The 22,825-nt window shown below is 41.8% G+C and carries 21 protein-coding genes; 6 read left to right on the top strand and 15 right to left on the bottom strand.

Features of this window, described 5'->3' with window-relative positions; all coding sequences use genetic code 11:
* The 5 genes from H5202_RS00315 to H5202_RS00335 form a co-directional block, all read right to left on the bottom strand.
* Positions 1–803: extracellular solute-binding protein (locus H5202_RS00315; protein WP_182769983.1), on the bottom strand; the 803-nt coding region annotated here is incomplete at its 3' end.
* 258 nt (positions 804–1,061) lie between these two features.
* Positions 1,062–2,462, bottom strand: a complete 1,401-nt coding sequence (locus H5202_RS00320; RefSeq protein WP_272490466.1) for an aspartate aminotransferase family protein — start codon at positions 2,460–2,462, stop codon at positions 1,062–1,064.
* Between the two features lie 97 nt (positions 2,463–2,559).
* Complete coding sequence (locus tag H5202_RS00325) at positions 2,560–3,915, bottom strand: glutamine synthetase family protein (protein ID WP_182769984.1); 1,356 nt, start codon at positions 3,913–3,915, stop codon at positions 2,560–2,562.
* Positions 3,916–3,917: 2 nt separating this feature from the next.
* Positions 3,918–4,682, bottom strand: coding sequence for a gamma-glutamyl-gamma-aminobutyrate hydrolase family protein (locus H5202_RS00330; RefSeq protein ID WP_182769985.1), 765 nt, complete (start codon positions 4,680–4,682; stop codon positions 3,918–3,920).
* Between the two features lie 445 nt (positions 4,683–5,127).
* Complete coding sequence (locus H5202_RS00335; protein WP_182769986.1) at positions 5,128–5,676, bottom strand: cupin domain-containing protein; 549 nt, start codon at positions 5,674–5,676, stop codon at positions 5,128–5,130.
* Between the two features lie 235 nt (positions 5,677–5,911).
* On the opposite strand from H5202_RS00335, the gene H5202_RS00340 reads away from it, so the two are divergent.
* Positions 5,912–7,219 carry an NAD(P)/FAD-dependent oxidoreductase gene (locus H5202_RS00340; RefSeq protein ID WP_182769987.1) on the top strand — a complete coding sequence of 436 codons (1,308 nt, stop codon included), beginning with the start codon at positions 5,912–5,914 and terminating at the stop codon, positions 7,217–7,219.
* Positions 7,220–7,847: 628 nt separating this feature from the next.
* Here the strand turns inward: H5202_RS00340 and H5202_RS00345 are convergent.
* The 5 genes from H5202_RS00345 to H5202_RS00365 form a co-directional block, all read right to left on the bottom strand.
* Positions 7,848–8,234, bottom strand: a complete 387-nt coding sequence (locus H5202_RS00345) for a DUF2059 domain-containing protein (RefSeq protein ID WP_182769988.1) — start codon at positions 8,232–8,234, stop codon at positions 7,848–7,850.
* Between the two features lie 1,191 nt (positions 8,235–9,425).
* Positions 9,426–10,142 (bottom strand): hypothetical protein, encoded by a 717-nt coding sequence (locus H5202_RS00350; protein WP_182769989.1) that lies wholly within the window; start codon positions 10,140–10,142, stop codon positions 9,426–9,428.
* Positions 10,143–11,039: 897 nt separating this feature from the next.
* Positions 11,040–11,873, bottom strand: coding sequence for a rhodanese-like domain-containing protein (locus tag H5202_RS00355; protein ID WP_182769990.1), 834 nt, complete (start codon positions 11,871–11,873; stop codon positions 11,040–11,042).
* A 37-nt stretch (positions 11,874–11,910) separates the two neighbouring features.
* Positions 11,911–12,333, bottom strand: coding sequence for a VanZ family protein (locus H5202_RS00360; protein WP_182769991.1), 423 nt, complete (start codon positions 12,331–12,333; stop codon positions 11,911–11,913).
* 236 nt (positions 12,334–12,569) lie between these two features.
* Entirely contained in the window at positions 12,570–14,066 is a 1,497-nt protein-coding gene (locus tag H5202_RS00365) for an aldehyde dehydrogenase (protein ID WP_182769992.1), read from the bottom strand.
* 313 nt (positions 14,067–14,379) lie between these two features.
* On the opposite strand from H5202_RS00365, the gene H5202_RS00370 reads away from it, so the two are divergent.
* From H5202_RS00370 to H5202_RS00385, 4 genes are all read left to right on the top strand, one after another.
* Positions 14,380–15,732, top strand: coding sequence for an aspartate aminotransferase family protein (locus H5202_RS00370; protein ID WP_182769993.1), 1,353 nt, complete (start codon positions 14,380–14,382; stop codon positions 15,730–15,732).
* Between the two features lie 53 nt (positions 15,733–15,785).
* Complete coding sequence (locus H5202_RS00375; RefSeq protein WP_182769994.1) at positions 15,786–17,285, top strand: CoA-acylating methylmalonate-semialdehyde dehydrogenase; 1,500 nt, start codon at positions 15,786–15,788, stop codon at positions 17,283–17,285.
* Positions 17,286–17,297: 12 nt separating this feature from the next.
* Positions 17,298–17,660 (top strand): cupin domain-containing protein, encoded by a 363-nt coding sequence (locus H5202_RS00380; RefSeq protein WP_182769995.1) that lies wholly within the window; start codon positions 17,298–17,300, stop codon positions 17,658–17,660.
* 120 nt (positions 17,661–17,780) lie between these two features.
* Positions 17,781–18,503: a TorF family putative porin gene (locus H5202_RS00385; RefSeq protein WP_182769996.1), complete on the top strand. Its 723-nt coding sequence runs from the start codon at positions 17,781–17,783 to the stop codon at positions 18,501–18,503.
* Between the two features lie 130 nt (positions 18,504–18,633).
* Here the strand turns inward: H5202_RS00385 and H5202_RS00390 are convergent, their stop codons facing one another.
* A complete protein-coding gene (locus tag H5202_RS00390) occupies positions 18,634–18,813 on the bottom strand; it encodes a hypothetical protein (protein WP_182769997.1) in 180 nt (59 codons plus the stop codon).
* 396 nt (positions 18,814–19,209) lie between these two features.
* On the opposite strand from H5202_RS00390, the gene H5202_RS00395 reads away from it, so the two are divergent.
* Positions 19,210–19,554, top strand: coding sequence for a DUF3634 family protein (locus H5202_RS00395; RefSeq protein ID WP_182769998.1), 345 nt, complete (start codon positions 19,210–19,212; stop codon positions 19,552–19,554).
* A gap of 90 nt (positions 19,555–19,644) precedes the next feature.
* Here the strand turns inward: H5202_RS00395 and H5202_RS00400 are convergent, their stop codons facing one another.
* From H5202_RS00400 to H5202_RS00415, 4 genes are all read right to left on the bottom strand, one after another.
* A complete protein-coding gene (locus H5202_RS00400) occupies positions 19,645–20,145 on the bottom strand; it encodes a DUF3833 domain-containing protein (protein ID WP_259397148.1) in 501 nt (166 codons plus the stop codon).
* 143 nt (positions 20,146–20,288) lie between these two features.
* Positions 20,289–20,945 carry a chalcone isomerase family protein gene (locus H5202_RS00405; protein WP_182770000.1) on the bottom strand — a complete coding sequence of 219 codons (657 nt, stop codon included), beginning with the start codon at positions 20,943–20,945 and terminating at the stop codon, positions 20,289–20,291.
* Entirely contained in the window at positions 20,942–21,439 is a 498-nt protein-coding gene (locus H5202_RS00410) for a DUF2878 domain-containing protein (protein WP_259397145.1), read from the bottom strand. The genes H5202_RS00405 and H5202_RS00410 overlap by 4 nt, the downstream gene beginning before the upstream one ends.
* A 112-nt stretch (positions 21,440–21,551) precedes the next feature.
* Positions 21,552–22,790, bottom strand: a complete 1,239-nt coding sequence (locus tag H5202_RS00415) for an SAM-dependent methyltransferase (protein ID WP_182770039.1) — start codon at positions 22,788–22,790, stop codon at positions 21,552–21,554.
* Positions 22,791–22,825: the final 35 nt, after the last annotated feature.

A 22,825-nucleotide genomic window follows, 5' to 3' on the forward strand; every position in this document is an offset into this window, starting at 1 on the left:
CCTTCTTTTGGAATAGAATAGCCAATCTTATTACCATTACCTGCTTCATCAGCACGTGCAGCTGCCTGGAATACATCACCAGAGAAACCAAATGCGACACATATGTCACCGTTAGCTAAATCTGAAATGTAGCGCGATGAATGGAAGTAAGTAATGTAAGGACGAACTTTTTCCAATACTTCAGCTGCTTTTTCATAATCAGCGGCATTTTTACTATTAGGATCTAACCCTAAGTAAATCAATGCTTGAGGTAACATATCATCGGCAGAATCTAACATCGAGAAACCACAAGATGCGATTTTTGATGCGTACTTAGGATTAAAGATAAGCTCTAAAGAATCAAATGGCGCATCTTCACCCAATACAGCTTTAACTTTATCGATGTTATATCCGATGCCGTTAGTGCCCCATAAGTAAGGAATTGCGTGTTCATTGGCCGGATCAGCTTTTTGCAGTTGTTTCATTAAATCAGGCTTTAAGTTGGCATAATTAGTCAACTTAGCGCGATCTAACTTTTGAAAAGCACCCGCTTTAATTTGCTTAGCTAAAAAGTGATTAGACGGAACAACAATGTCATAACCGCTATGGCCAGAAAGTAATTTCGCTTCAAGTACTTCATTACTGTCAAACACATCATAAATGACATGAATACCGGTTTCTTTTTCAAAATTGGCTAAGGTGTCTTCGGCAATATAATCCGACCAGTTGTACATTTTAACCACTTCCTGGGCCTGAATAGCAGTGCTTGAAAACACACCTGCTGTAATTAAGGCCAATGTGGATAGTTTGTTTAATAGCTTCATACTTTCTCCCTGTTGGATAATGGTCAGAATGGTACTGACATTCGTTTTTTTCGCTAGGTCTTACCAGCGTGTAAAATCTTCTTTCTACTGAAAGAAATTATCCAATGCTACAACTTAACTATGCATCGGTATGGTTAACGCGACATTACTTGTTTCCTTTAGCGCGAATTTTATCAAAAACATTTTCGATGACTAGATCGTGTAAATGCAATTGGTTAAAAAATCACTCTATTGCAATAATCATTCAGTAACGGGACGTCATATCATGGTTTTTACGTGTTGATAAGTATCATTTAACGCTTGCGTCGCTTTCGCAACTAGCTCGTCAATCTCACTATGACTAATGGTTAATGGCGGTGAAATAATCATGGTGTCGCCAACGGATCGCATCACCAAACCATGGGTGATACACGCATCGCGGCAATATGTTCCAACGCCAACGTTGGCATCAAACCGTTGTCGTAACGATTTATCTTTCACTAACTCTATGGCCGCAACCAAACCAACACCTCGCACCTCACCCACTAATGGATGATCGGCCAATTGTTGTAAGCGCGACTGTAAATACGGAGAAGAATCGTTAGCCACACGTTCAACTAACTTTTCTTGCTCAATAATACGAATATTTTCTAATGCGGCGGCGGCTGCAACCGGATGACCGGAATAAGTAAAACCGTGGGTAAATTCACCGCAGTCTTGCTTAATAACATCAGCTACTTTGTCTGACACAATCACCCCGCCCATTGGCACATAACCCGAGGTCATGCCTTTGGCGATAGTGATGAGATCTGGCTGCAAATCAAAATACTCAGCTGCAAACCACCTTCCGGTGCGACCAAAGCCACTGATCACTTCATCTAGAATAAATAAAATATCGTATTTGGCTAAAATGCGTTTTATTTCAGGCCAATAAGTTGATGGCGGAATAATCACACCACCGGCACCTTGAAAAGGTTCTGCAATAAAAGCAGCGACATTGTCTTCGCCTAACTCAAGAATTTTAGCTTCAAGTGCTTGTGCAGTTTGCAAACCAAATTCTTCTGGGGATAAATCCTTACCTTCGGCATACCAATAAGGTTGTGCAATATGCACCACGCCAGGAATAGGTAAATCACCTTGTTCATGCATGCCCGACATACCACCTAAACTGGCACCCGCGACAGTAGAACCATGGTAAGCATTATCTCGACTGATAATGGTTTTCTTGCTTGGTTTGCCTTTTAAATCCCAGTAACGTCTCACCATGCGTAAGTTGGTGTCGTTTGACTCTGAGCCAGATCCTGTGAAAAACACATTGTTCATGTGCGCAGGGGCAAGAGAGGCAATTTTTTGCGCTAACTCAATAGCAGGGGGATGAGAACATTGGAAAAAACTATTATAAAAAGGCAGTTTTTGCATTTGCTTGCTGACAGCATCCACAATGGACTGCCGTCCATAGCCCACATTGACACACCATAAACCCGCCATACCATCTAGCAGTTTATGACCCATTACATCCCACAGATACACCCCATCAGCCCTTTCTATGACCCGAGTACCCTTTTCAGCTAATCCTTTTGAATCGGTAAATGGGTGAATAAAATGCTGTTTGTCTGCAGTTTGCAGACGCTCAAGCTTTTGCTGTTGGTTCATAGCATCTGTCGATGATGGGTTTGTCATACTGGTATCCTTTCAAGCAGGTAGCAAATCCATTGGTATTTGCTACCTGCTGTTTTACACACACATTAATAATGTGGGCCAACGCGCCCAAGCATCATTACACTGTTAATAATAAGAACTCACGTTCCCACGAACTAACAACGCGTCTAAAGTTTTCAAGTTCAGCTTGTTTTACTGCCACAAAACCAGTGGTAAATGATTGGCCTAAATACTCAATACAAGCATCACTGCTTTGCATCGCAACTAAGGCTTCTTCTAAGGTCAAAGGTAAGCAGTTTTCATTGTTAGTACGGCTATCGTTCGACTTGCCCGTTACAGGAGTAGAAGGTTTTAAGTCGTCAACCATACCGATATAACCACATAACAAACTGGCCGCAATAGCAAGGTAACAGTTAGCATCGGCACCTGGAATGCGGTTTTCAATACGACGATTTTGTGGTGATGATTCAGGAATACGCAGACCACAAGTACGATTTTCAACACCCCACTCAAGGTTTACTGGTGCAGATGTACCCGGTAAGAAGCGACGGAACGAGTTAGCACTCGGCGCCATTAGCGGTAACAATTCAGGAATGTACTGCTGTAAGCCTGCAATATAGCTAAGGAATAATTTACTTTGAGTGCCATCTTCTGTAGTGAAAATGTTTTTACCGGTTTTAATATCAAGCACGCTCTGGTGAATGTGCATCGCACTGCCAGGCTCATCAGTAACAGGCTTAGCCATAAATGTCGCACATACATCATGCTTTAACGCGGCTTCTTTCAATGTGCGCTTAAAAATGAACACCTGATCGGCTAATGACAATGCATTGCCATGGCTGAAGTTAATCTCCATTTGTGCCGGACCGTCTTCATGGATCAAGGTATCAATATCAAGGCCTTGAACTTCACACCAGTCATACATGTCTTCGAACAAAGGATCATATTCGTTAGCGGCGTCGATAGAGAAAGACTGACGTCCAGCTTCTGGGCGACCAGAGCGACCGATAGGTGGCTTAAGCGGTAAATCATGGTCGTCAGAGCGTTTGGTGAGATAAAATTCCATTTCTGGGGCAATAACCGGTTCCCAGCCTTTATCTTCATAAAGCTTTAGTACTTTCTTCAATACATTACGCGGTGACAGTTCAATCGGGTTGCCCATACGATCATAACAATCGTGAATAACCTGAGCGGTAGCTTCAACAGTCCATGGCAGCATGAAAACAGCGTTTTCGTCTGGCACACAAACAAAATCGATATCGGCATCATCAAGAAGTTGATAGTAAATCTCATCATCGATGAAATCACCAGTCACTGTTTGTAACAACACACTCTCAGGTAAACGCATGCCTTTTTCTGATACAAACTTATCTACTGGGGCTATCTTGCCACGAGCAATCCCAGTCATGTCACTGATAACACATTCAACTTCGGTAATTTTTTTGTCTTTCAAAAAAGCGATTAACTTATCCATTTTTATCTCACTTGTGTTGCCGCATAATGTCTACAGGCTTGTCCGAATGCTTCGAAAATTGCAGTATAGAATGCATTTTCGGTTACTTTCCATTCTGGATGCCATTGGACTCCTAATGCAAAATTTTTAGCATTTTTAACTGAAAATGCTTCGACTAATCCGTCTGGAGCGAATGCTTCTGGCTGTAACCCTTCACCAAGACGTTCAACGCCTTGAGTATGAACAGAGTTAACCTCTGCAGTGTCACAGCCCCATGCATCGTGAAGAAGCCCACCAGCAACCAGATTAACTGGATGCGAAATACCATATTGCACATCTAATGGGGCTTTCTTATCTTCACGGTGCTCAATAAAAGTGCCGACCTCATGTAGTTTCTGATACAAACTACCGCCATACACTACGTTCATTTCTTGAAAACCACGGCAAATACCTAATACAGGGATCCCTGCATTAATCGCGGCTTTTATCAGCGGTAAGGTTATTGCGTCACGCTTAGGGTCATGGTGGGTTCCATCATCACTAGCAGGACCTTGGTAATGATGAGGTTCAACATTTGATGGTGAACCGGTAAAAAGAATACCGTCGAGACGTGCAAGAATGGCTTCAATTGGCACATCAACACCAAGAGATGGGATAACTAAGGGAAATCCTTTAGCACCATTAACCACACTCAATAAATATTTTTCGCCCACAATGTTAAATGGATGAAGCCCAATTTGCTGATTGCACGCTACTACCCCGATGAGGGGAAGACCTGACAGAGACATATCTCACCTTTAGCAAAGAATGTGATGAACTTATTGTTTTACGTGTTCATTTTTTCACACACTACACGGATTTTTTTAGCTAGGCAAGTGGATAACTGATGATAAAAACAACTTTTAATACAAATAAATTAAAACACTTTAAAAACAAACATATAACTTTAAATCAACCATGTTACCTAAAAACACTTTCCGAGTAACCTTGAGGATATTTCATCAAATAATGCGCCAAAATGGGGAGGGCAATGCACAAAAAAAGGGAATTTGTTGCTTAATATTCTTTACACAAGACCATAATCTCGTGCTAGGAAGACTTACGACAACAGCTAAAGCAGAACAAATGGTAAGCTTTTTTCGAGGTGGGAACAGCAAGGTTGATTGATTACCTTGCCTTATTCCCTGAACAAATTCATTGGATATTAACAAAACGAAATGGGATGAGAAACGATTAAAAATCAGCTGGCGTTGTCGCGCTAGTGAGCTTGCAAGGTTCATCAAATGGATTACGAAATCGATGAGGTTGTTCACTATTAAAATAGTAGCTATCGCCTTTTTCGAGAATAAACACTTCTTCACCGACAGTAAGCTCAAGCTTACCTTCTATAATAACTCCGCCTTCTTCACCTTTATGTTGCAGCATTTCAGCGCCAGTATCGGCATTGACAGGATATGTTTCACTCATTAAGGACATCGCACGGTTTGGATAGTCACGGCCAATCAGTTTATAGACTAGCTCACCGGTACCTATATCGAGTAGCTCATTTTCTCGATAAACCACTTTTTGGTCACCAATAGAGCCGTCATCAATAGAGAAAAAATCCACTAGTGACATAGGGATCCCGGCTAATACTTTTTTAAGTGAACTCACAGATGGACTAACACTGTTTTTCTCAATCATTGAAATTGTACTGTTGGTAACCCCAGCACGCTTGGCTAACTCGCGTTGAGATAATCCTTTCAATTTGCGAACAGCTTTTAGGTTTACACCAATATCCAAATTCGTTCTCCTACTAAATGTTGACCAATAGCTTATTAGTTAAAGTGTTGCAGATTTCTGACACTTTACCAAAAAATATGCACCAATTAAGCACGATAACTCACTTAAATCAAAGCAATTGTATTTTAGACTAAATAAGTGTTAAATAAAATGCACACTCTAGATGATTTGCATTGCATCTATTTATTCATTTAAAAGTTATTATTATAATTACAATCAATAACTTGGAGCGATTATGCCACATAAATCACCGATCCATAGTCAACATTATCCAGATTCTTTTTATGTGGCTACCGCTAAAGAGCTTTATCAATATCCCAAGCTAACCGGAAACATCACTGTCGATGTGTGTATTGTCGGCGGTGGATTTAGCGGAATTAATACCGCCATTGAACTCAGGCAACGCGGTTACAGTGTCGCATTACTCGAAGCCAAGCGTATCGGCTGGGGTGCATCTGGGCGAAATGGTGGTGAACTTATCCGCGGGATCGGCCATGACGCGAACCAGTTTCGCAATGAGATTGGTGATGAAGGTGTAAAGTCCATTCAACAGATGGGTTTTGAAGCGGTTGATATTGTCATCGAACGCATTGCAGAGCACAAAATCGATTGCGACTTACACATGGGTTATTGTGATTTAGCCGTAAAACCAAGGCACATGGATGATTTAGCTGCAGAATACCAAGATCTCAAAGACCAAGGTTATCAAAAATCAATCAAGCTGCTTGATCGTTCGCAAATCGGAGAAGTTATCGGTTCAGACTTTTACCAAGGCGCCTTGGTCGATATGGGCAGCGGACATTTGCACCCACTTAATTTAGCCCTAGGCGAAGCGCGTGTAGCCCGCGAACTTGGTGCACAATTATTTGAATACAGCGCCGCAGAAAAAATTATTAAAGGCCCTAAACCCAAAGTCATTACTGCAGAAGGCGAAGTGACTTGTGACTATCTAGTCATGGCCGGTAATGGTTATATCGGCAATAAATTAAGCCCTTTCCTTGGCGGGAAAGTGCTACCTACTGGTACTTATTTATTAGCTACAGAGCCATTAACTGAGCAACAATGTGCCAGTATCATCCCGCAAAACATGGCATTTGCCGATATGCGCGTGGCGTTAGACTACTTCCACTTATCAGCAGACCGCCGTTTATTGTTTGGTGGTTTATGCACTTATTCAGGTAAAGACCCAAAAGATATTGAAGCCGAATTAAGACCTAATCTTGAAAAAGTGTTCCCACAATTAAAAGGCATCAAAATTGATTATGAATGGGGCGGCATGATGGGTATCGGTGCCAACCGTATGCCACAAATAGGCCGTTTACCAGATGCAGCCAACATCTACTTTGCTCAAGCCTATGCCGGACACGGGGTAAATGCTACGCATATGGCAGCAAGATTAATTGCTGAAGCCATTAGCCAGCAATCACAACGTATTGATGTGTTTAATGACATAAAGCACATGACCTTCCCAGGCGGACCAATGTTGCGTTCGCCATTGCTTGCAGCTGGAATGTTTTATCATAGGATGAAGGATTTACTATAGGTTGCTGGATTTGCTGTGGGTTGCTGGATTAGCTGTGGGTTGGCAAAAGAGTCAACCTTTGTTCTTTTTATGGCCTACGGCCACTAACGCTTAAGATCGCAAGGTTCCACCCTGCACAGGCCAAATATGGCGTCATTCCGGCAATGCTTTTAAGCCGGAATCCAGGTGTTATTTTTGCTTTGTACTTTTGTACTTTTGTACTTTTGTACTTTATGGCCTGCGGCCACCAACGTCGTGGCGCTTCACCCACACCAGACCAAGAGGAAACCAACGGCTGTTCCCTCTTGGAACTCCCAGCCGCCCCGCAACATTTTCGCTATTTACAAAACAATAGCTGCGAAAAGGTCGCCATGGGGATTGATCCAGCTTTGGACTTCATTTGTAGCATGCCTCGGCCTTATTCGAAAATGCTAACGCTTCAGATGGGGCGTCCCTTCCCCTCCAAAGCTAGCCAGACATCCATGTCTGGGCTCACGTCATTTTCTTCAATGGCCTCAAGTTCAGAGTTGAATTTGGGCATTTGAAAGCTAAGAACAACTCGTTTTTGGACATTTCCGAGTTAGAACATTAATTCTAATTCGTGAGCTTCAGGTTAAAATTTCTATGGGTAACGCCTCATTAGCAGTACTTACTTGATACTGGTAGTTATTTTATTAATTTCAGCGGACATCTCTTGCTGTATTAAGGGCCTCAGTCTTAAGAACTTGGCGTAAGCGGGATGATCTAATATTTCTGAAATTTGCACGAGTTCGTCTGCGGTAAAATGCTTAATGTAAATTCCTTGGATCTTATCGATAAATTCATCTGAATTAAAAAGTTTTAATAATTTGGTAGCATATTCACTTGATTCTTCCTCTGTGTAACCACCGGAAGTAAACACTTTGGTTAGAGACTCCTTAGTATAAGCGGAAGATGATTTTTCAAATATACTTTTGGCAGCCTGCTTTGCTTGCTCAGTATCAACAGCATAAGAACTTTGAGAAATGATTAATAAAAGGAATATGAGCTTACGCATTTGATTGACCTCCTTGTTTATTAGCTTGTTATGTAACGCTACCACGAAACGTGACCTATTACTTCTTTGTACGAAGCCAATGCTTTATACATAGCTAATTGAACACGTAACTTTTTAATAAATACTTGATAGCAAAACACAGGTAATAGCCAAAAGATTAAAAGAGCTGATTGAATGAACAATAAGACAAATACGAATTCGTTGAATATACCGTCAAGAAGGAAGAAAACTAACACGAAAAAATTAACAATAACGAAAAGCCAAATAGCCCACCGAGCATCCTTAATCAATTGGCGTAATTCTGAAGATTGACTCTCAGGTTGCATCACTTTCCTTAGTTACATAACGTATTAGCGAGAATTCCGATAAACATCCTGAGAAGCTCACCAAAACTCAACATCCATACTGCTTTAATTATTAATAATTTTAGTAACTTATCAGCTTAAATAACCCAAATCAATCACCTGTTAGTCTAGGCAAAAGCGAGAATTTAGATAATCGAGAATAATACAAACTCGTTATGTAGAGCAGATATATTAACAAAAATAAGCTAATTCAATTGGATAGCATTGTCTTTTAGGTGAAACCGAGAATTTTCGCAATTACATAACGAGAAACAACACTGTTGTTTTAACACAAATGAATTATAACTGTGTAAAAGCACAGTATGCTGTCGCAAAGATTTTATGATGTTAATCGTAGATAAATTTATATCAAAATGGTGCTTTCATAAATTAGCGATAACTATGTTCGAGCAAAGTTTGAATTGGATGTTCTCTAACAAGGAACGGGGCAAAAACGAGTTAGTGATCTTGACTACGAAATGGTCAGCATCAACTTTGAATTTGAGGCAAGTTTACCTCATATCGGTGTACAGTTTCATTAAGCCACAATAATGGCGGGTTAGCTTTCGAGGGGAAGGGACGCCCCATCTGAAGCGTTAGCATTTTCGAATAAGGCCGAAGACGGTTAAATATGCGGCCAGAAACTGGATCAATTTCCGTCGCAATTTTTTCGCTGCTGTTGTTTGGTTAAATAACGAAAATGTTGCCGGAACGGCAGGGGCCAATTCTTTAATAAAGAATAAAGAGGGGGTTGCTGTTGACCCCCTTTTGGCCTGTGCAGGCTGGAATCTTGCGATCTTAAGCGTTAGTGGCGGCAGGCCATCGCTTAAAAGACAAGCTAACTTAATTACAATTGCTGTAACCTTTGTGTATGCTGCAGCAGTAAAGTGTCCAATACTTCAGGGCTTAAGATAAATATTTGTACAATTTCTTCGCCGGTTTTAGAAACTGTTGCTTGCTTGTCTTCAAAAGTAATATGTAAACCTAACGCCTTTAACGTCTGTTGATCATAACTAAATAATGGCGTGTTTCGTTTACCTTTTAAGCCTGGCATCATCCCCAATACCGTGACAGCTTGATTAACCTTAACCATGTCAAAAAAGACGCGCTCGGCCTCTGCCCACGCCATAATATATTCAACCATACTTTTGTTGTACTTATGGAAGTCTTCCGAACCGTATAAGAGTGGTTGTAACACCCCACCATGCCAACCTAACAGGGCATCTTGTTTTATAGTCACTTCATCACTGGCGGTTACAACATAATTAGCACACGATGATGCACAGACTTTATCAACTGTAACCTTTAATTTGTGCTGATATACCAACTCACCTAATCGTATGCCAGCAAGTACATCTCCCCCACCACTGTTAATAACCAATGAGGTTATTTGAGTTGGACTATTTGCTATGCCTTGTTCAAAAGCGGCAACATTATCTGGATCAATTTCACCGCTATAATTAATGACAGAGGGCAATAAGGGGTCGATAACAAGACTAAAAGAGGGTTGTTTACTTGCGCAACCAATTAAGGTTAGCAGCATGGCTAGCAGTAGATAACGCATTCATATTCCATCATGATGTTGAGTTCGCAAAAATTAGCATAACAAGCTCATTATTCACAAGTAAATAATTTCAATTCCTCGATGATATTGATTAATCAGACTCTAACTGAACATAATCGCCAGAGACTTCTCATTGCAGGTCATTGGACTATATAGCTTTAAGATTATTTTGTTACTTTAACCATCCGGTTTCAGCTTGATTGAGGACGTTGAGGACTCTTTATAAAAGAATGCGTGTTATAAAAGAATGCGTGAGCCTGACATGGCCTTTCTCGCACATCTGACCTATATGGATATTGGAAAAGTCATAATGATGCCGGGAACATCATTGACCATGCCATCACGACATTTGTGAATCCATTCACATCAGACTCCCTATGTGAAGCGTTAGCATTTTCATTCTTTATCATAAAGAGTTGGCCGAAGAACACTCAGACGAAGTTAAAAGCTGGGAATTTAATTGGGTCCGCATAAACTTTTATAAAAAGATAAGTTTTAAGCCACTTTTGTGTCCGAAACGAATTAGTCATGCCCAAATTCAACTCTGAACTTGAGGCCGTTGAAGAAAATGACGTGAGCTAGCCATGGATGGCGAGCTAGCTTTAGAGGGGAAGGGACGCCCCATCTGAAGCGTTAGCATTTTCGAATAAGGCCGAGGCTGACTAAAAATAAAGTTAAAAGCTGGATCAGACCACGTCGCGAAATTATCGCTTTTCAGATAATTTTGATGTGGCGGTTGGGAGATCCAAGAGGGAACAGCCGTTGGTTTCCTCTTGGTCTGGTGTGGGTGAAGCGCCACGACGTTAGTGGCCGTAGGCCATAATCTAATAGCCCGTGCAGGGTGGAACCTTGCGATCTTAAGCGTAAGTGGCCACAGGCCATAAAAAATTAACCCTATTATTCAATAGGAAGCGCAGCATCGCCGCCCCATACCGCCCAAGAACCATCATATAAAGCCGCTTGATGGTGCCCTGCTGCATACGAAGCCAGAATCAAAATACATGCGGTAATTCCCGAGCCACAACTAAATACCCGTTGAGCGTTATGGCTGGCGTCTAAGTTAGCGAAAATGGTATGTAACTCACGAATAGGTTTCATTTTGAACCCGTTTAATACCTGCGCGAAAGGCAAGTTGAGTGAACCTGGAATATGACCACTGCGCATACCAACACGAGGTTCTGGTGACGTGCCGTTAAACCGCCCTGCTGCTCTTGCATCAATAATATCAACATTAGCATGACCAAGATGGGTCAATATAAACTCGGTATCGCAAACCTTGTGTTGCTGCTGACGCCCTTTGATATCACCTAAATTGATAGCGCTGGCAAACTGACGCACAGTGTCTCGCCCTTCTCCTCGCCATTGAGGTAAACCGCCATCGAGTACAAATACCTTATCAAACCCCATAGCTTTAAAGGTCCACCATGCACGCGGTGCAGAATAAATACCTTGGTCATCGTAAATAACGACAGTGCTGTTATGGTTTATGCCTAATGCTTGCGCAGCATGAATAAATTGCTTTTCGTTAGGCATAGCATGCGTTTGTGAAGAGTGATGGTCAAAAAAGTCTCTGTCGATGTGGCATGATAATGCCCCAGGAATAACATAAAGCTCATCGTATACCAGCGGCTCTTTACCCAATACCACTTCCATACTGGCATCGAGTAACACAAGTTCTGGGTCTTCTAAGTGTTGCGCTAGCCAATCTGTGGTCACTAAAGGAAAATTCACATTAAACCTCTCTTTCAATTGATGGCAAATATTGATGCTAACTCACGCTAGGACTACCACGATGATTGTCTATATAACGCTGAGTTAAGCCACTTAAATAACTAAATAAGATAATACCAACAGCATCGGCAACTAAGTCGATGATGTCTAATGTTCTTGACGGGATAAAACCCTGACTGATTTCTTCACTCAAGACGAATATCGACACTAACACAGCGCCGTAATAAACCGGAAGACGTCCGATGCAAAAATGACGACTGAGTAAGGCTAAATTAACTACATAGGTTAATAAACCGAATAACAGCATGTGGCCGACTTTATCGCCGTAAGGGATGAGTTTTATTACGTCGAAAAACACACTGTGGCCGCCCGTATTGGCGAGGTAAATAACCCATAAAATAAAACTAAAAAAACCGCCAGCAACAATAATAGCCAAACGAGAGAAGGTCTTATGGGTCATCGGCATTCATCCGTATGAAATATTGATGTAAATAATGCCTTTGAGTCTACAACGAATAGTTAGCATTTTAGCGTTAATTTTGCTTAACCTCTGGTCGATTTAAGGTGTCAGCAATAAGCATGTACTTGTTAAACAAAAACCGAGTTGTTGGTATGAATTATCCAACGCAGAGATGGCCAATAAAAAAGCCCTTTATTGCTAAAGGGCTTAATATTAATCTACATTACGAATGCCTATTATAGGGCTATCCAAGTTGCTTTGATTTCGGTGTATTTATCAAACGCATGTAATGATTTATCACGGCCATTACCAGACTGTTTATAACCACCAAACGGAGCAGTCATATCGCCGCCATCATAATGGTTAATCCACACCATACCGCTGCGCAGCGCTTTGGCCGTTTTGTGAGCTTTGCTTAGGTTTGATGTCCAAACACCCGCCGCTAGACCATACATAGTATCGTTGGCAATTTGAACGGCTTGTTCCATGCCATCAAACTCGATAACCGATAACACTGGGCCAAAAATCTCTTCGCTGGCAATGGTCATGTCATTTCTAACATTACTAAAAATGGTCGGTTGTACGTACATGCCGCCAGTTTCTGCCATAACTTGTTTTCCGCCATCAACCAAGGTGGCACCTTGCTCGCTACCGGCTTTGATGTAATTAAGCACGTTTGTCAGTTGTTGCTGATCGACCATTGCACCGCAAGTTGTTTTAGGATCAAGCGGATGACCAGGTTGCCAACCTTGCATTTCTTCAACAATCAGCTTAATTAACTCATCTTTTACACCTGACTCAACCAATAAACGAGAACCCGCGGTGCAGACTTCGCCTTGGTTAAACGCAATGGCTACTGCGGCAGCTTCTGCAGCAGCTTTTAAGTCTGGTGCGTCATTAAACACAATATTAGGGCTTTTTCCGCCAGCTTCTAACCACACGCGCTTCATATTCGACTCGCCTGCGTAAATCATTAACTGTTTAGCAATTTTAGTTGAACCGGTGAATACCAAAGTATCGACATCCATGTGCAATGCCAACGCTTTACCAACGGTATGACCATAGCCTGGTAATACGTTTAATACCCCTGCAGGTATTCCCGCTTCAATCGCGAGTTGCGCCATGCGAATAGCGGTAAGAGGTGATTTTTCTGATGGCTTTAAAATCACGCTATTGCCTGTGGCGAGTGAAGGCCCAAGCTTCCAACATGCCATAATCATTGGGAAATTCCATGGCACGATGGCTGCGACGACGCCAACTGGCTCACGGGTGATCATACCTATTTCGTTATGAGCAGTAGGAGCAATTTCATCATAAATTTTATCTATCGCTTCACCATACCAACGTATAGCACGAGCAGCGCCAACCACATCAACACCTTTAGAGTGCTGAATCGGCTTGCCCATATCAAGCGTTTCAAGTAACGCCAATTCATCGGCGTTTTCTTCAAGTAAATCAGCAAACTTAATCATGACTTGCTTGCGTTTAACCGGCGGTAACATTGACCAGGTTCCCGCTTCAAATACTTCACGCGCATTCGCCACTGCAAGGTTAGCATCGGCTAAATCACAGCTAGCCACTTTGGCTAATACTTGGCCATCGATAGGACTGATACAGTCAAATGTGTCACCAGAAGATGCACCTTGATATTGACCATTAATGAAAGCTTGCCCGGTAATTTTCAGACTTGCAGCTAGTGCTTCCCAATCGCTACGACTTGTTGGAGTACTCATTGTGACCTCTACATAATAAATGGATTGATAAGCACCAAGCTAAACAAAAAAATCAGGTGCTAAACCTAAAATGTGTGCCGTATAAAATGGATTACAGACACAATAACATTAATGAATATTGTCACCTGATTATGCTGAACAGCAAGATATTTTCAATATATTTTACAAAATAGGCACATTTAGTTTAAATAAATGCACAAAACACTTTAACGTTCATTATTTTTGACATAGCATAGCGAATATTCATCACTCATTATTTAACCAATTTGAGATGAATCCCTAGTAATTGTAGCTATCAATGTAGAGTCAATTTATGAGCGAATTTCAGAAAAACAGAACTAGCGATTCATCGCAAACATGGCCGAACATGGCACACTTTTGGATGCCGTTTACTGCCAATAAACAATTTAAGACTAATCCTAGGCTGTTGGTTTCGGCACAAGGAATGTACTACACCGATATTGAAGGCAATAAAGTACTCGATGCTACTGCCGGTTTATGGTGTTGCAATGCTGGCCACGGCCGTCAAGAAATTTCCCAAGCAGTAAGCCAACAAATTAGCCAAATGGATTATGCACCGTCTTTTCAAATGGGCCATCCGCTCGCATTTGAATTAGCGCATAAACTCAGTCAGCTGAGCCCTGACGGATTGGATAAGGTGTTTTTTACTAATTCTGGCTCAGAATCTGTTGATACCGCACTAAAGATGGCGCTTTGCTATCATCGCGCCAATGGTCAAGCCACTCGTACTCGGTTTATCGGTCGTGAGCTTGGTTATCATGGTGTCGGTTTTGGAGGCATCTCAGTCGGTGGGATCAGTAATAATCGCAAAACCTTCAGCCAACAATTACTTCAGGGTGTAGATCACTTACCTCATACGCTCGATATTGCCAATAATGCCTTTAGCCACGGTTTACCACCGCACGGAGTGGATAAAGCTGAGGTGCTTGAACAACTTATTACTTTACATGGCGCCGAGAACATTGCCGCGGTCATTGTTGAGCCGATGTCTGGTTCTGCTGGGGTTATCTTACCGCCAGATGGGTACTTAACGCGGTTACGCGAAATAACCCAAAAACACGGAATTTTATTAATATTTGATGAAGTGATTACAGGCTTTGGCCGAGTAGGCGCAGCCTTTGCCAGCGAGCGCTGGCAAGTCACTCCAGATATGATCACCACAGCCAAAGCCATTAATAATGGTGCTATTCCCATGGGTGCAGTATTTGTTAGCAATACCATTCACGACACTTGTATGCATGGCCCTGATGAATTAATTGAATTTTTCCACGGTTATACCTATTCAGGTCATCCGGTAGCGGCAGCATCTGCACTTGCTACCTTATCTATATACGAAGATGAAAAATTATTTGAACGCGCAAAAGGTCTTGAGTCTTATTTCGAGCAAGCGGTTCACAGCCTTAAAGGCTTACCAAACGTCATTGATATTCGTAATACTGGTTTAGTTGCAGGTATTCAACTGGCGCCAAGTGAAAAAGGCGTGGGTAAACGAGGTTATGCCATTTTTGATCATTGTTTTAGACATGGTGCGTTAGTGCGGGCAACGGCTGACATTATTGCATTATCACCGCCACTGATTGTGGAAAAGTCGCAAATTGATGACATGATTAATCACATTACCGATGCAATTAATGCTGTTGGTTAACGCTGTTAGTTAATATTTTCTGAATACATATTTTGCTTAAAAGGATCCAGTTCATGCTAAACATCACTCATTTTGTCGATGGGCAACACACGTCAGCCAGTCAACGTAATCAAACGATCTATGACCCTGCTACGGGAGAAACGCGTGGCCAAGTATCATTGGCGAGTCACGATGAAGTGAGCTTAGCGATAGCTACTGCTAAAAATGCCTATCAGACTTGGTCGCAAGTGACGCCACTTAACCGTGCACGAGTGTTATTCAAGTTTAAAGCCTTAGTAGAGCAAAATATTGATAAATTGGCACAGCTCATCACTATTGAACATGGCAAAGTGTTGGATGACGCTAAAGGTGAAATTACCCGAGGGCTCGAAGTTGTTGAGTTTGCTTGCGGCATTCCGCATTTGCTCAAAGGTGAGCATACCCAACAAGTGGGTGGCGGCGTTGATTCATGGTCTGTTAACCAATCGTTGGGTGTCGTTGCCGGTATCTCACCGTTTAACTTTCCGGTTATGGTGCCAATGTGGATGTTCCCTATCGCAATAGCCTGCGGTAATACCTTTATCATGAAACCGTCTGAAAAAGATCCGAGCGCAGTGATGTTCATTGCCGAATTATTGACACAAGCAGGCCTGCCAAATGGCGTGTTTAATGTGATTAATGGCGATAAAGAGGCGGTTGATGCTTTATTAACTCATCCAGATGTTCACGCGGTTAGTTTTGTTGGCTCAACCCCAATTGCCGAATACATTTACAGCACAGCCTCTGCTCACGGTAAACGCGTGCAAGCATTGGGCGGAGCTAAAAATCACATGCTATTAATGCCAGATGCTGACTTAGATCAAGCCGTCAACGCATTAATGGGTGCAGCATATGGTAGTGCAGGTGAACGCTGTATGGCTATTTCGGTGGTATTAGCGGTCGGCGATGTAGGCGACAAATTAGTCGAAGCATTATTACCGCAAATTAGCACCTTAAAAATTGGCAGCGGTATTACCCCTGAAATGGACATGGGACCGTTAGTTTCAGCCCAGCACTTAGCTAAAGTTCGCGATTATGTCGAAGCCGGTGTCAAAGAAGGTGCAACATTAGTGGTTGATGGCCGAGACATCAGTATTAAAGACCACCAGCAAGGTTACTTTTTAGGTGCGTGCTTATTTGATCATGTCACGCCGCAGATGAGCATTTACCAGCAAGAAATTTTTGGCCCTGTATTAGCCATCGTCCGCGTCGACAACTATGCCGATGCATTGGCGCTAATTAACCAACACGAATTTGGTAATGGCACGGCTATTTTTACTCAAAGCGGTCAAGTTGCACGCCATTTTTGTCATCACGTTGAAGTAGGCATGGTCGGCGTAAACGTGCCAATCCCGGTGCCAATGGCATTTCATAGCTTTGGCGGCTGGAAACGTTCGTTATTTGGGCCGCTGCATATGCACGGACCGGATGGAGTTCGCTTTTATACTAAGCGCAAAGCCATTACCGCTCGCTGGCCACAAGCTAAAACCGATACGAATGAACCTTCGGCATTTATTATGCCGACCATGAAATAAGTGAAGCAAACAATGAAGCATATTAACGATATTACGCTTTTTAGCAGCCAATCAACTGCGATTGAGTCGTATCACTTAACGGATGAAAAACGGCTCACAGGTGATCCGCTGCAATCAGTGCAAAATCATTTCGAAAGCCCGTGCAAGCAGTTTAATGTTGGCATTTGGCAAAGTGAAATTGGCAGTTGGAATATCAATTATAGCGAATATGAATATTGCGATATTCTCGAAGGCTGTAGCATTATCACCGACAGCCAAGGCAAAAGCTTAACAGTTAACACTGGTGATAAATTTGTTATTCCTGCCGGGTTTATAGGCACATGGGAAGTCACCGAACACTGTAAAAAGATCTACGTTATTTTTGAACAACAATAACGTGTAACCGCCATGTGGTACAGACAAAACCTTAACGGTTTTAGTTCTGATAAGTGGCATTCGCAGTCGTTGAGTACCTTAATACCAACAACTGTATTTTATGTAAATGGAGATAATATCGTGTCGAACACATTAAAAAGAACGCGAATTGCACTGTTAACTGGATTAACATTATCAGCTACCCTACTGGCTCCACTCGCTACGGCAGAAGTATCTGGTGCAGTCACTGTAACCAACGACTATCGCTTCCGAGGTGTGTCACAAAGTGCAGCGGATCCCGCACTACAAGGTAACATTGACTGGAGCCATGACAGCGGATTTTTCGTTGGCGCTTGGGCAAGTACAATTGACTTTGATGAGCCTGGATACAATGGCCCAGATGTAGAGATTGATTTGTATGCTGGTTACTACGGTGAAATTAATGATGACGCTAGCTATGACTTAACCTTATACCGTTATAACTACCCAGGTGACAGTGAGTTAGATTACCTTGAAGTGAGTGCAGGTATCGATTTTAGTGGTTTTAGAGCCGCCTATTGGTTTACCAATGATTACGCTGGCAGCGACCTTGACCTACATTACACCGAAATTAATTACGGTTGGGAATTTGCCGAGAATTGGAGCCTAGACTTACATTATGGCTATAACTTTGGCGACGCCATTGACGACGGTGAAGGTTTTGATAGTTATTCAGATTATTCAGTTGGAGTATCAACTGAAGTATCAGGCTTTGGCATCTCGGTTGCGTATTTAGACACCGACATTGATGGAGATTACGAAGTTAGCTCTGGTCTATATAGAAACTCTGGCACCTTATTAGCGAGTGTAAGCTACGCGTTCTAACGCTAGTTGAGTTAATCAGCACCGATCATGACAAGTCAGTCTTAAAAACAAGAAAACCGCCAATGGCGGTTTTTTTATGACCAATAGTTAACTAAACATATTAGCGATGCAATAAATGCAAAAGCGAAAATTACTTAGTCGTTAAACCTGCTAACGGCTGCCCTTGAGCTTGTTTTTTTACGCCTTGCCAACCATCTGCAAGACGTTGTAATTGTTCACTTCTCTGTGGGAACTGATTTGCTAAATCACGCATTAGTGATGTTTGAATCTCACAAATTTCGGCCCAACGAGTTGCATTAGATAATGGCATTTTCAATCCTTAAATAAGTTATACATCCGTTTACATTCACTCATGCAGTACATAAATGTAGCACATCAAGCTAATTTAGAAAGCAGTATTTACACAGTAAACCAGCTCAAAAAAACATCAACGCATATCGGTTGTGCTTTTAGTTGATTTAAAAGAAATTTTGTTTTATTTAAACATAAAAATAATACACTCAATTAATATGAGCCAATCAATGAGCCGTTAATGTAAACAACTTACATAGCAAGAATATAATGGATTTATAAATGATGCTTTATTGATGCAATATAATTTAGATCTTGCGCATAGATTTCAATAAAATAGCATTGCATCCATGACATACCAGAGTATCTTATTGTTATAGCAACCGTATAAATGTACGGCACAAAGGAGCGAACTATGGCTGATACCATCATAAAAATACTGATAATTGCAGGGTTATTTTTTCTGGCCTATAAACTGATTTTTAGTGGTAGCCGCGGGTTAACACTTTTTGAGATGCATTTTAAAGATGGCAAACTCAATAAGCATAAAGGCAAAATACCGGAGAAGTTCGAACGTGATTGTCGTTCCATAGCCAAATCTAATAAACTAACTTGCACTGTCAGAGCAGAGAAGTCTGGTGATGTGCGGTTGCATGTATCAGCTAATATTGGTGATAACTTAGTCCAGCAAATACGTAACCAGTTTCCGTTTGAGTATTATGACAAGAAGCAGTCAGACGCGTCTAAACTTAAAGGTTAATATTGGCTGTTGAGCAAACGAAAAATGGACTCTAACGAGTCCATTTTTGTGTCATTTTTTTATGCTTAGTCGACTTTACTATTCAATGACTTAGTCAGGCTGTTTAGCAATAACCAAGGTGACTTGAGCAACCGTGATACCAAATTTAATAATATCGCTTTTATTGATAATGGTTTTCTCATCGACCAGAAACATCCAGTCGTCAAAATGGACTTCATATTCACTACCATCAACTGGCAATATCATGTCATAACGCCATCGCAATGCACTACCGCGAGACTCACCTTGAGCAATGCCTAATATATCATTGGCAGTGCCCTCATAGAGCCCATTTCCTTTATCAGTAATGTTCCACACCCGAGTTTGCTTTTCACCATCATCGTAAATAAACCATTCGTTTATCACACCCTGCTTACCTTCAGGCGAATCTACCCAGTGCGCTTCCATGGTGACGGTAAATTTACGAGTCACCTTGCCAGAAAAATCTTGTACCACTCCAGCGGCCGTTAATTTACCATCAAAAAAAGTCGCTAAATCTAACGTTGGAGTTGTGTTTTGATAATCTTCAATCGAGGCTGATGAACATGACATAACGCCTAACGCTAGTCCGGTATATAAGCAGGCTTGAGCCAGCTTTCGCGCTAATTTTTTAGTGAAGAGTTGAGTTAACCGTTGAGTTAGCATTCGGGCGCTAAAATGTCGCTGCTGCCGCATGAGTAATAAAAACGAGTGCATTAGTTAACTCCAATAAGTTGATTACGTAACTTTGGATGGCTGGTTTTTTCAGACAACCAAATGTCGAGAAAGGCCTCAGGAAATTGGGCATTACTGACTTGATAATAAGGGGTATCGTTGAGTAAGAATGCGGCATCCTCAGGGGTGTTAACCTTAAAGGTCAGCCTGTCGCCCTGTTTAACATTCGGCCATGCATTAATTAACTGCTGCCGGTACAGTTCAATATTGGCTTTGGTAACACCTAAATGCTGCCATTGCTCAATAGTGGCATCAACTAAATCAATTGCATCAATATCGCGGTGGTATTGGATGTCCAGAGTCATTGGAAAACGATTAGCTTGATATTTACCATCAATGGAAAATAATTTAGCGCTATAGATATCAAGCCATAACAAGCTCATGTCTGCAGTGCCAACTTCAATCAATGCCACATTATTCTTATCGCTGGTAACGCTATTTTCGTTGGTAACGTTTGTATCGCTGGTAACGTTTGTATTGCTGGTATCATTTGCAGACGCATCGTTAATACTCACTGCTACAATCAATGTTAATACTAATGCGCCAACCACACCGAACAGTAATTCGACCAACCAATGCGATGATTGATACAACTTAATCTCTGATTGCGACTTTACGTCATTATGTAAGGTTTTCATCTACGATTCTCCAATGCAAGGTCCGCCGTTGTGATGCGAGAGCTAATAAAGAGTAATACGGGAAATAAGCAACTCCAGATCAATACCAATATAACTGCGCTCCAAACCTCCCCTAAAGGCAACATCACTGCGTCAAATTTAGCTCCTGCGAGATAACTTAAACAACCAAATACACCGCCAAGTAACGCCTGTAACCAAAGAGGAAACTTTCTAAATAACGCCAAACTGTAATCTAAACAAAGTGCGAAGTAGAGCCACAACAATCCCAACCAATAAGGAATATTATTAAACTCAAATACGCCAAACCACACCAATAGACTGTCAACCGCGATGCCAATCGCACCACAGACACACATTACCAGCGCATCATGACGAACTGATTTTGATAACAAAAAATGGCAAATGAGCAATAAAATAGACAACAAGATAAGTTGGTTGTGCGCTAGGACTCCGGCCCACCAAACTAATTGGAAGCACACGGCGTTGATTAACATAACTAGTTTTGACGGGAGACAATGAGTAGACATAACACCTCGCACAAACAGGAGGAGACGTCCCGGTAACTCATTACCGGGAATATAATGGCGATTTGACTGTAAAACGATATTATTTAGGGCGGTATTGAGGTCGAACAGCAACAAGGTGAACCGTGCTGGTAGTGCGCTCTAAAAAGCCACCTTCGCAGTAACTCAAGTAGAACTTCCACATCCGGATAAAATCATCACCGTAATTTAAGGCTTTAATTTTATCGTAGGCAGCATCAAAATTTTCATGCCAGTGCTTTAAGGTACGCGCATAGTCCTTACCCATGTCATCAATAGACCAGGTTACCATGTCGGTTTTCTTGGCAATATGTTTGGTCATTTCACTCACCGACGGTAAGCAACCACCGGGAAAAATATAGCGTTGAATAAAGTCGACACTCTTTCGATAACTGTCGTAACGTTGGTCGGCTATGGTAATCGCTTGGATCAGCATGCGACCGCTTGGCTTAAGCAGATTTTGCAATTTTTCAAAAAAGCCCGCTAAATATTCGTGTCCCACGGCTTCAATCATTTCAATTGAAACCACGCGATCATATTCACCAGTCAATAATCTATAATCTTGTTTGAGTAAGGTAATGCTGTCTTGTAGGCCTTCTTGCTTTACTCTCGCCTCTGCGTAATCGAACTGGGCATCTGAAATTGTGGTGGTTGTGACATGTACGCCGTAGTGTTTTGCAGCATAAATGGCTAATGCGCCCCAACCAGTTCCTACTTCAAGCAAGGTTTGACCTGGAGTTAACTCTAAACGCTCGCAAATGGTATGCAATTTATGTAATTGTGCTTCATTTAAACTACTGTCATTTGCAGGATAAAGAGCACTTGAATACATCATTTCTGGGTCAAGGAATTCTTTATACATGTCATTACCTAAGTCGTAATGAGCCAGAATATTTCGTTTTGAACCCGTTTCCGAATTACGATTAAAAACATGTTTAACGCGATTAACGCCGTTACTCAACCATGAAAAGTAACGTTCAATATTGTCCAACAATGCTAAATTCTGGGCGAAAACCTGCACCACTTTGGTTAAGTCTGGACTACTCCAATGGCCTTGAATGTAAGCCTCACCTGCCCCAATTGAACCGCCAAACACCACTTGACGATAAAAATTGGCGTGCTGAACTTGCATGGTAGCGTGAACTTGGCTTTTGGCGTCGCCAAATTCTGATGTTTGATTACCATCTACAATCGTTAAATGACCTTCTGAAAGGTGCGCTAATGCACGAAGAAGAATTTTCCTTGCTAGGCTGTCAGATAAACTCGCTTGAGTCATGCTGCTTTCTGTCGCCGTATTTTCCATGTCATCTCTCCAGTTCATACACTGTCTAATTGGTT

This window comes from Shewanella sp. SG41-4 (assembly GCF_014164505.1).
In the GTDB taxonomy this organism is placed as follows: Bacteria; Pseudomonadota; Gammaproteobacteria; order Enterobacterales; family Shewanellaceae; genus Shewanella.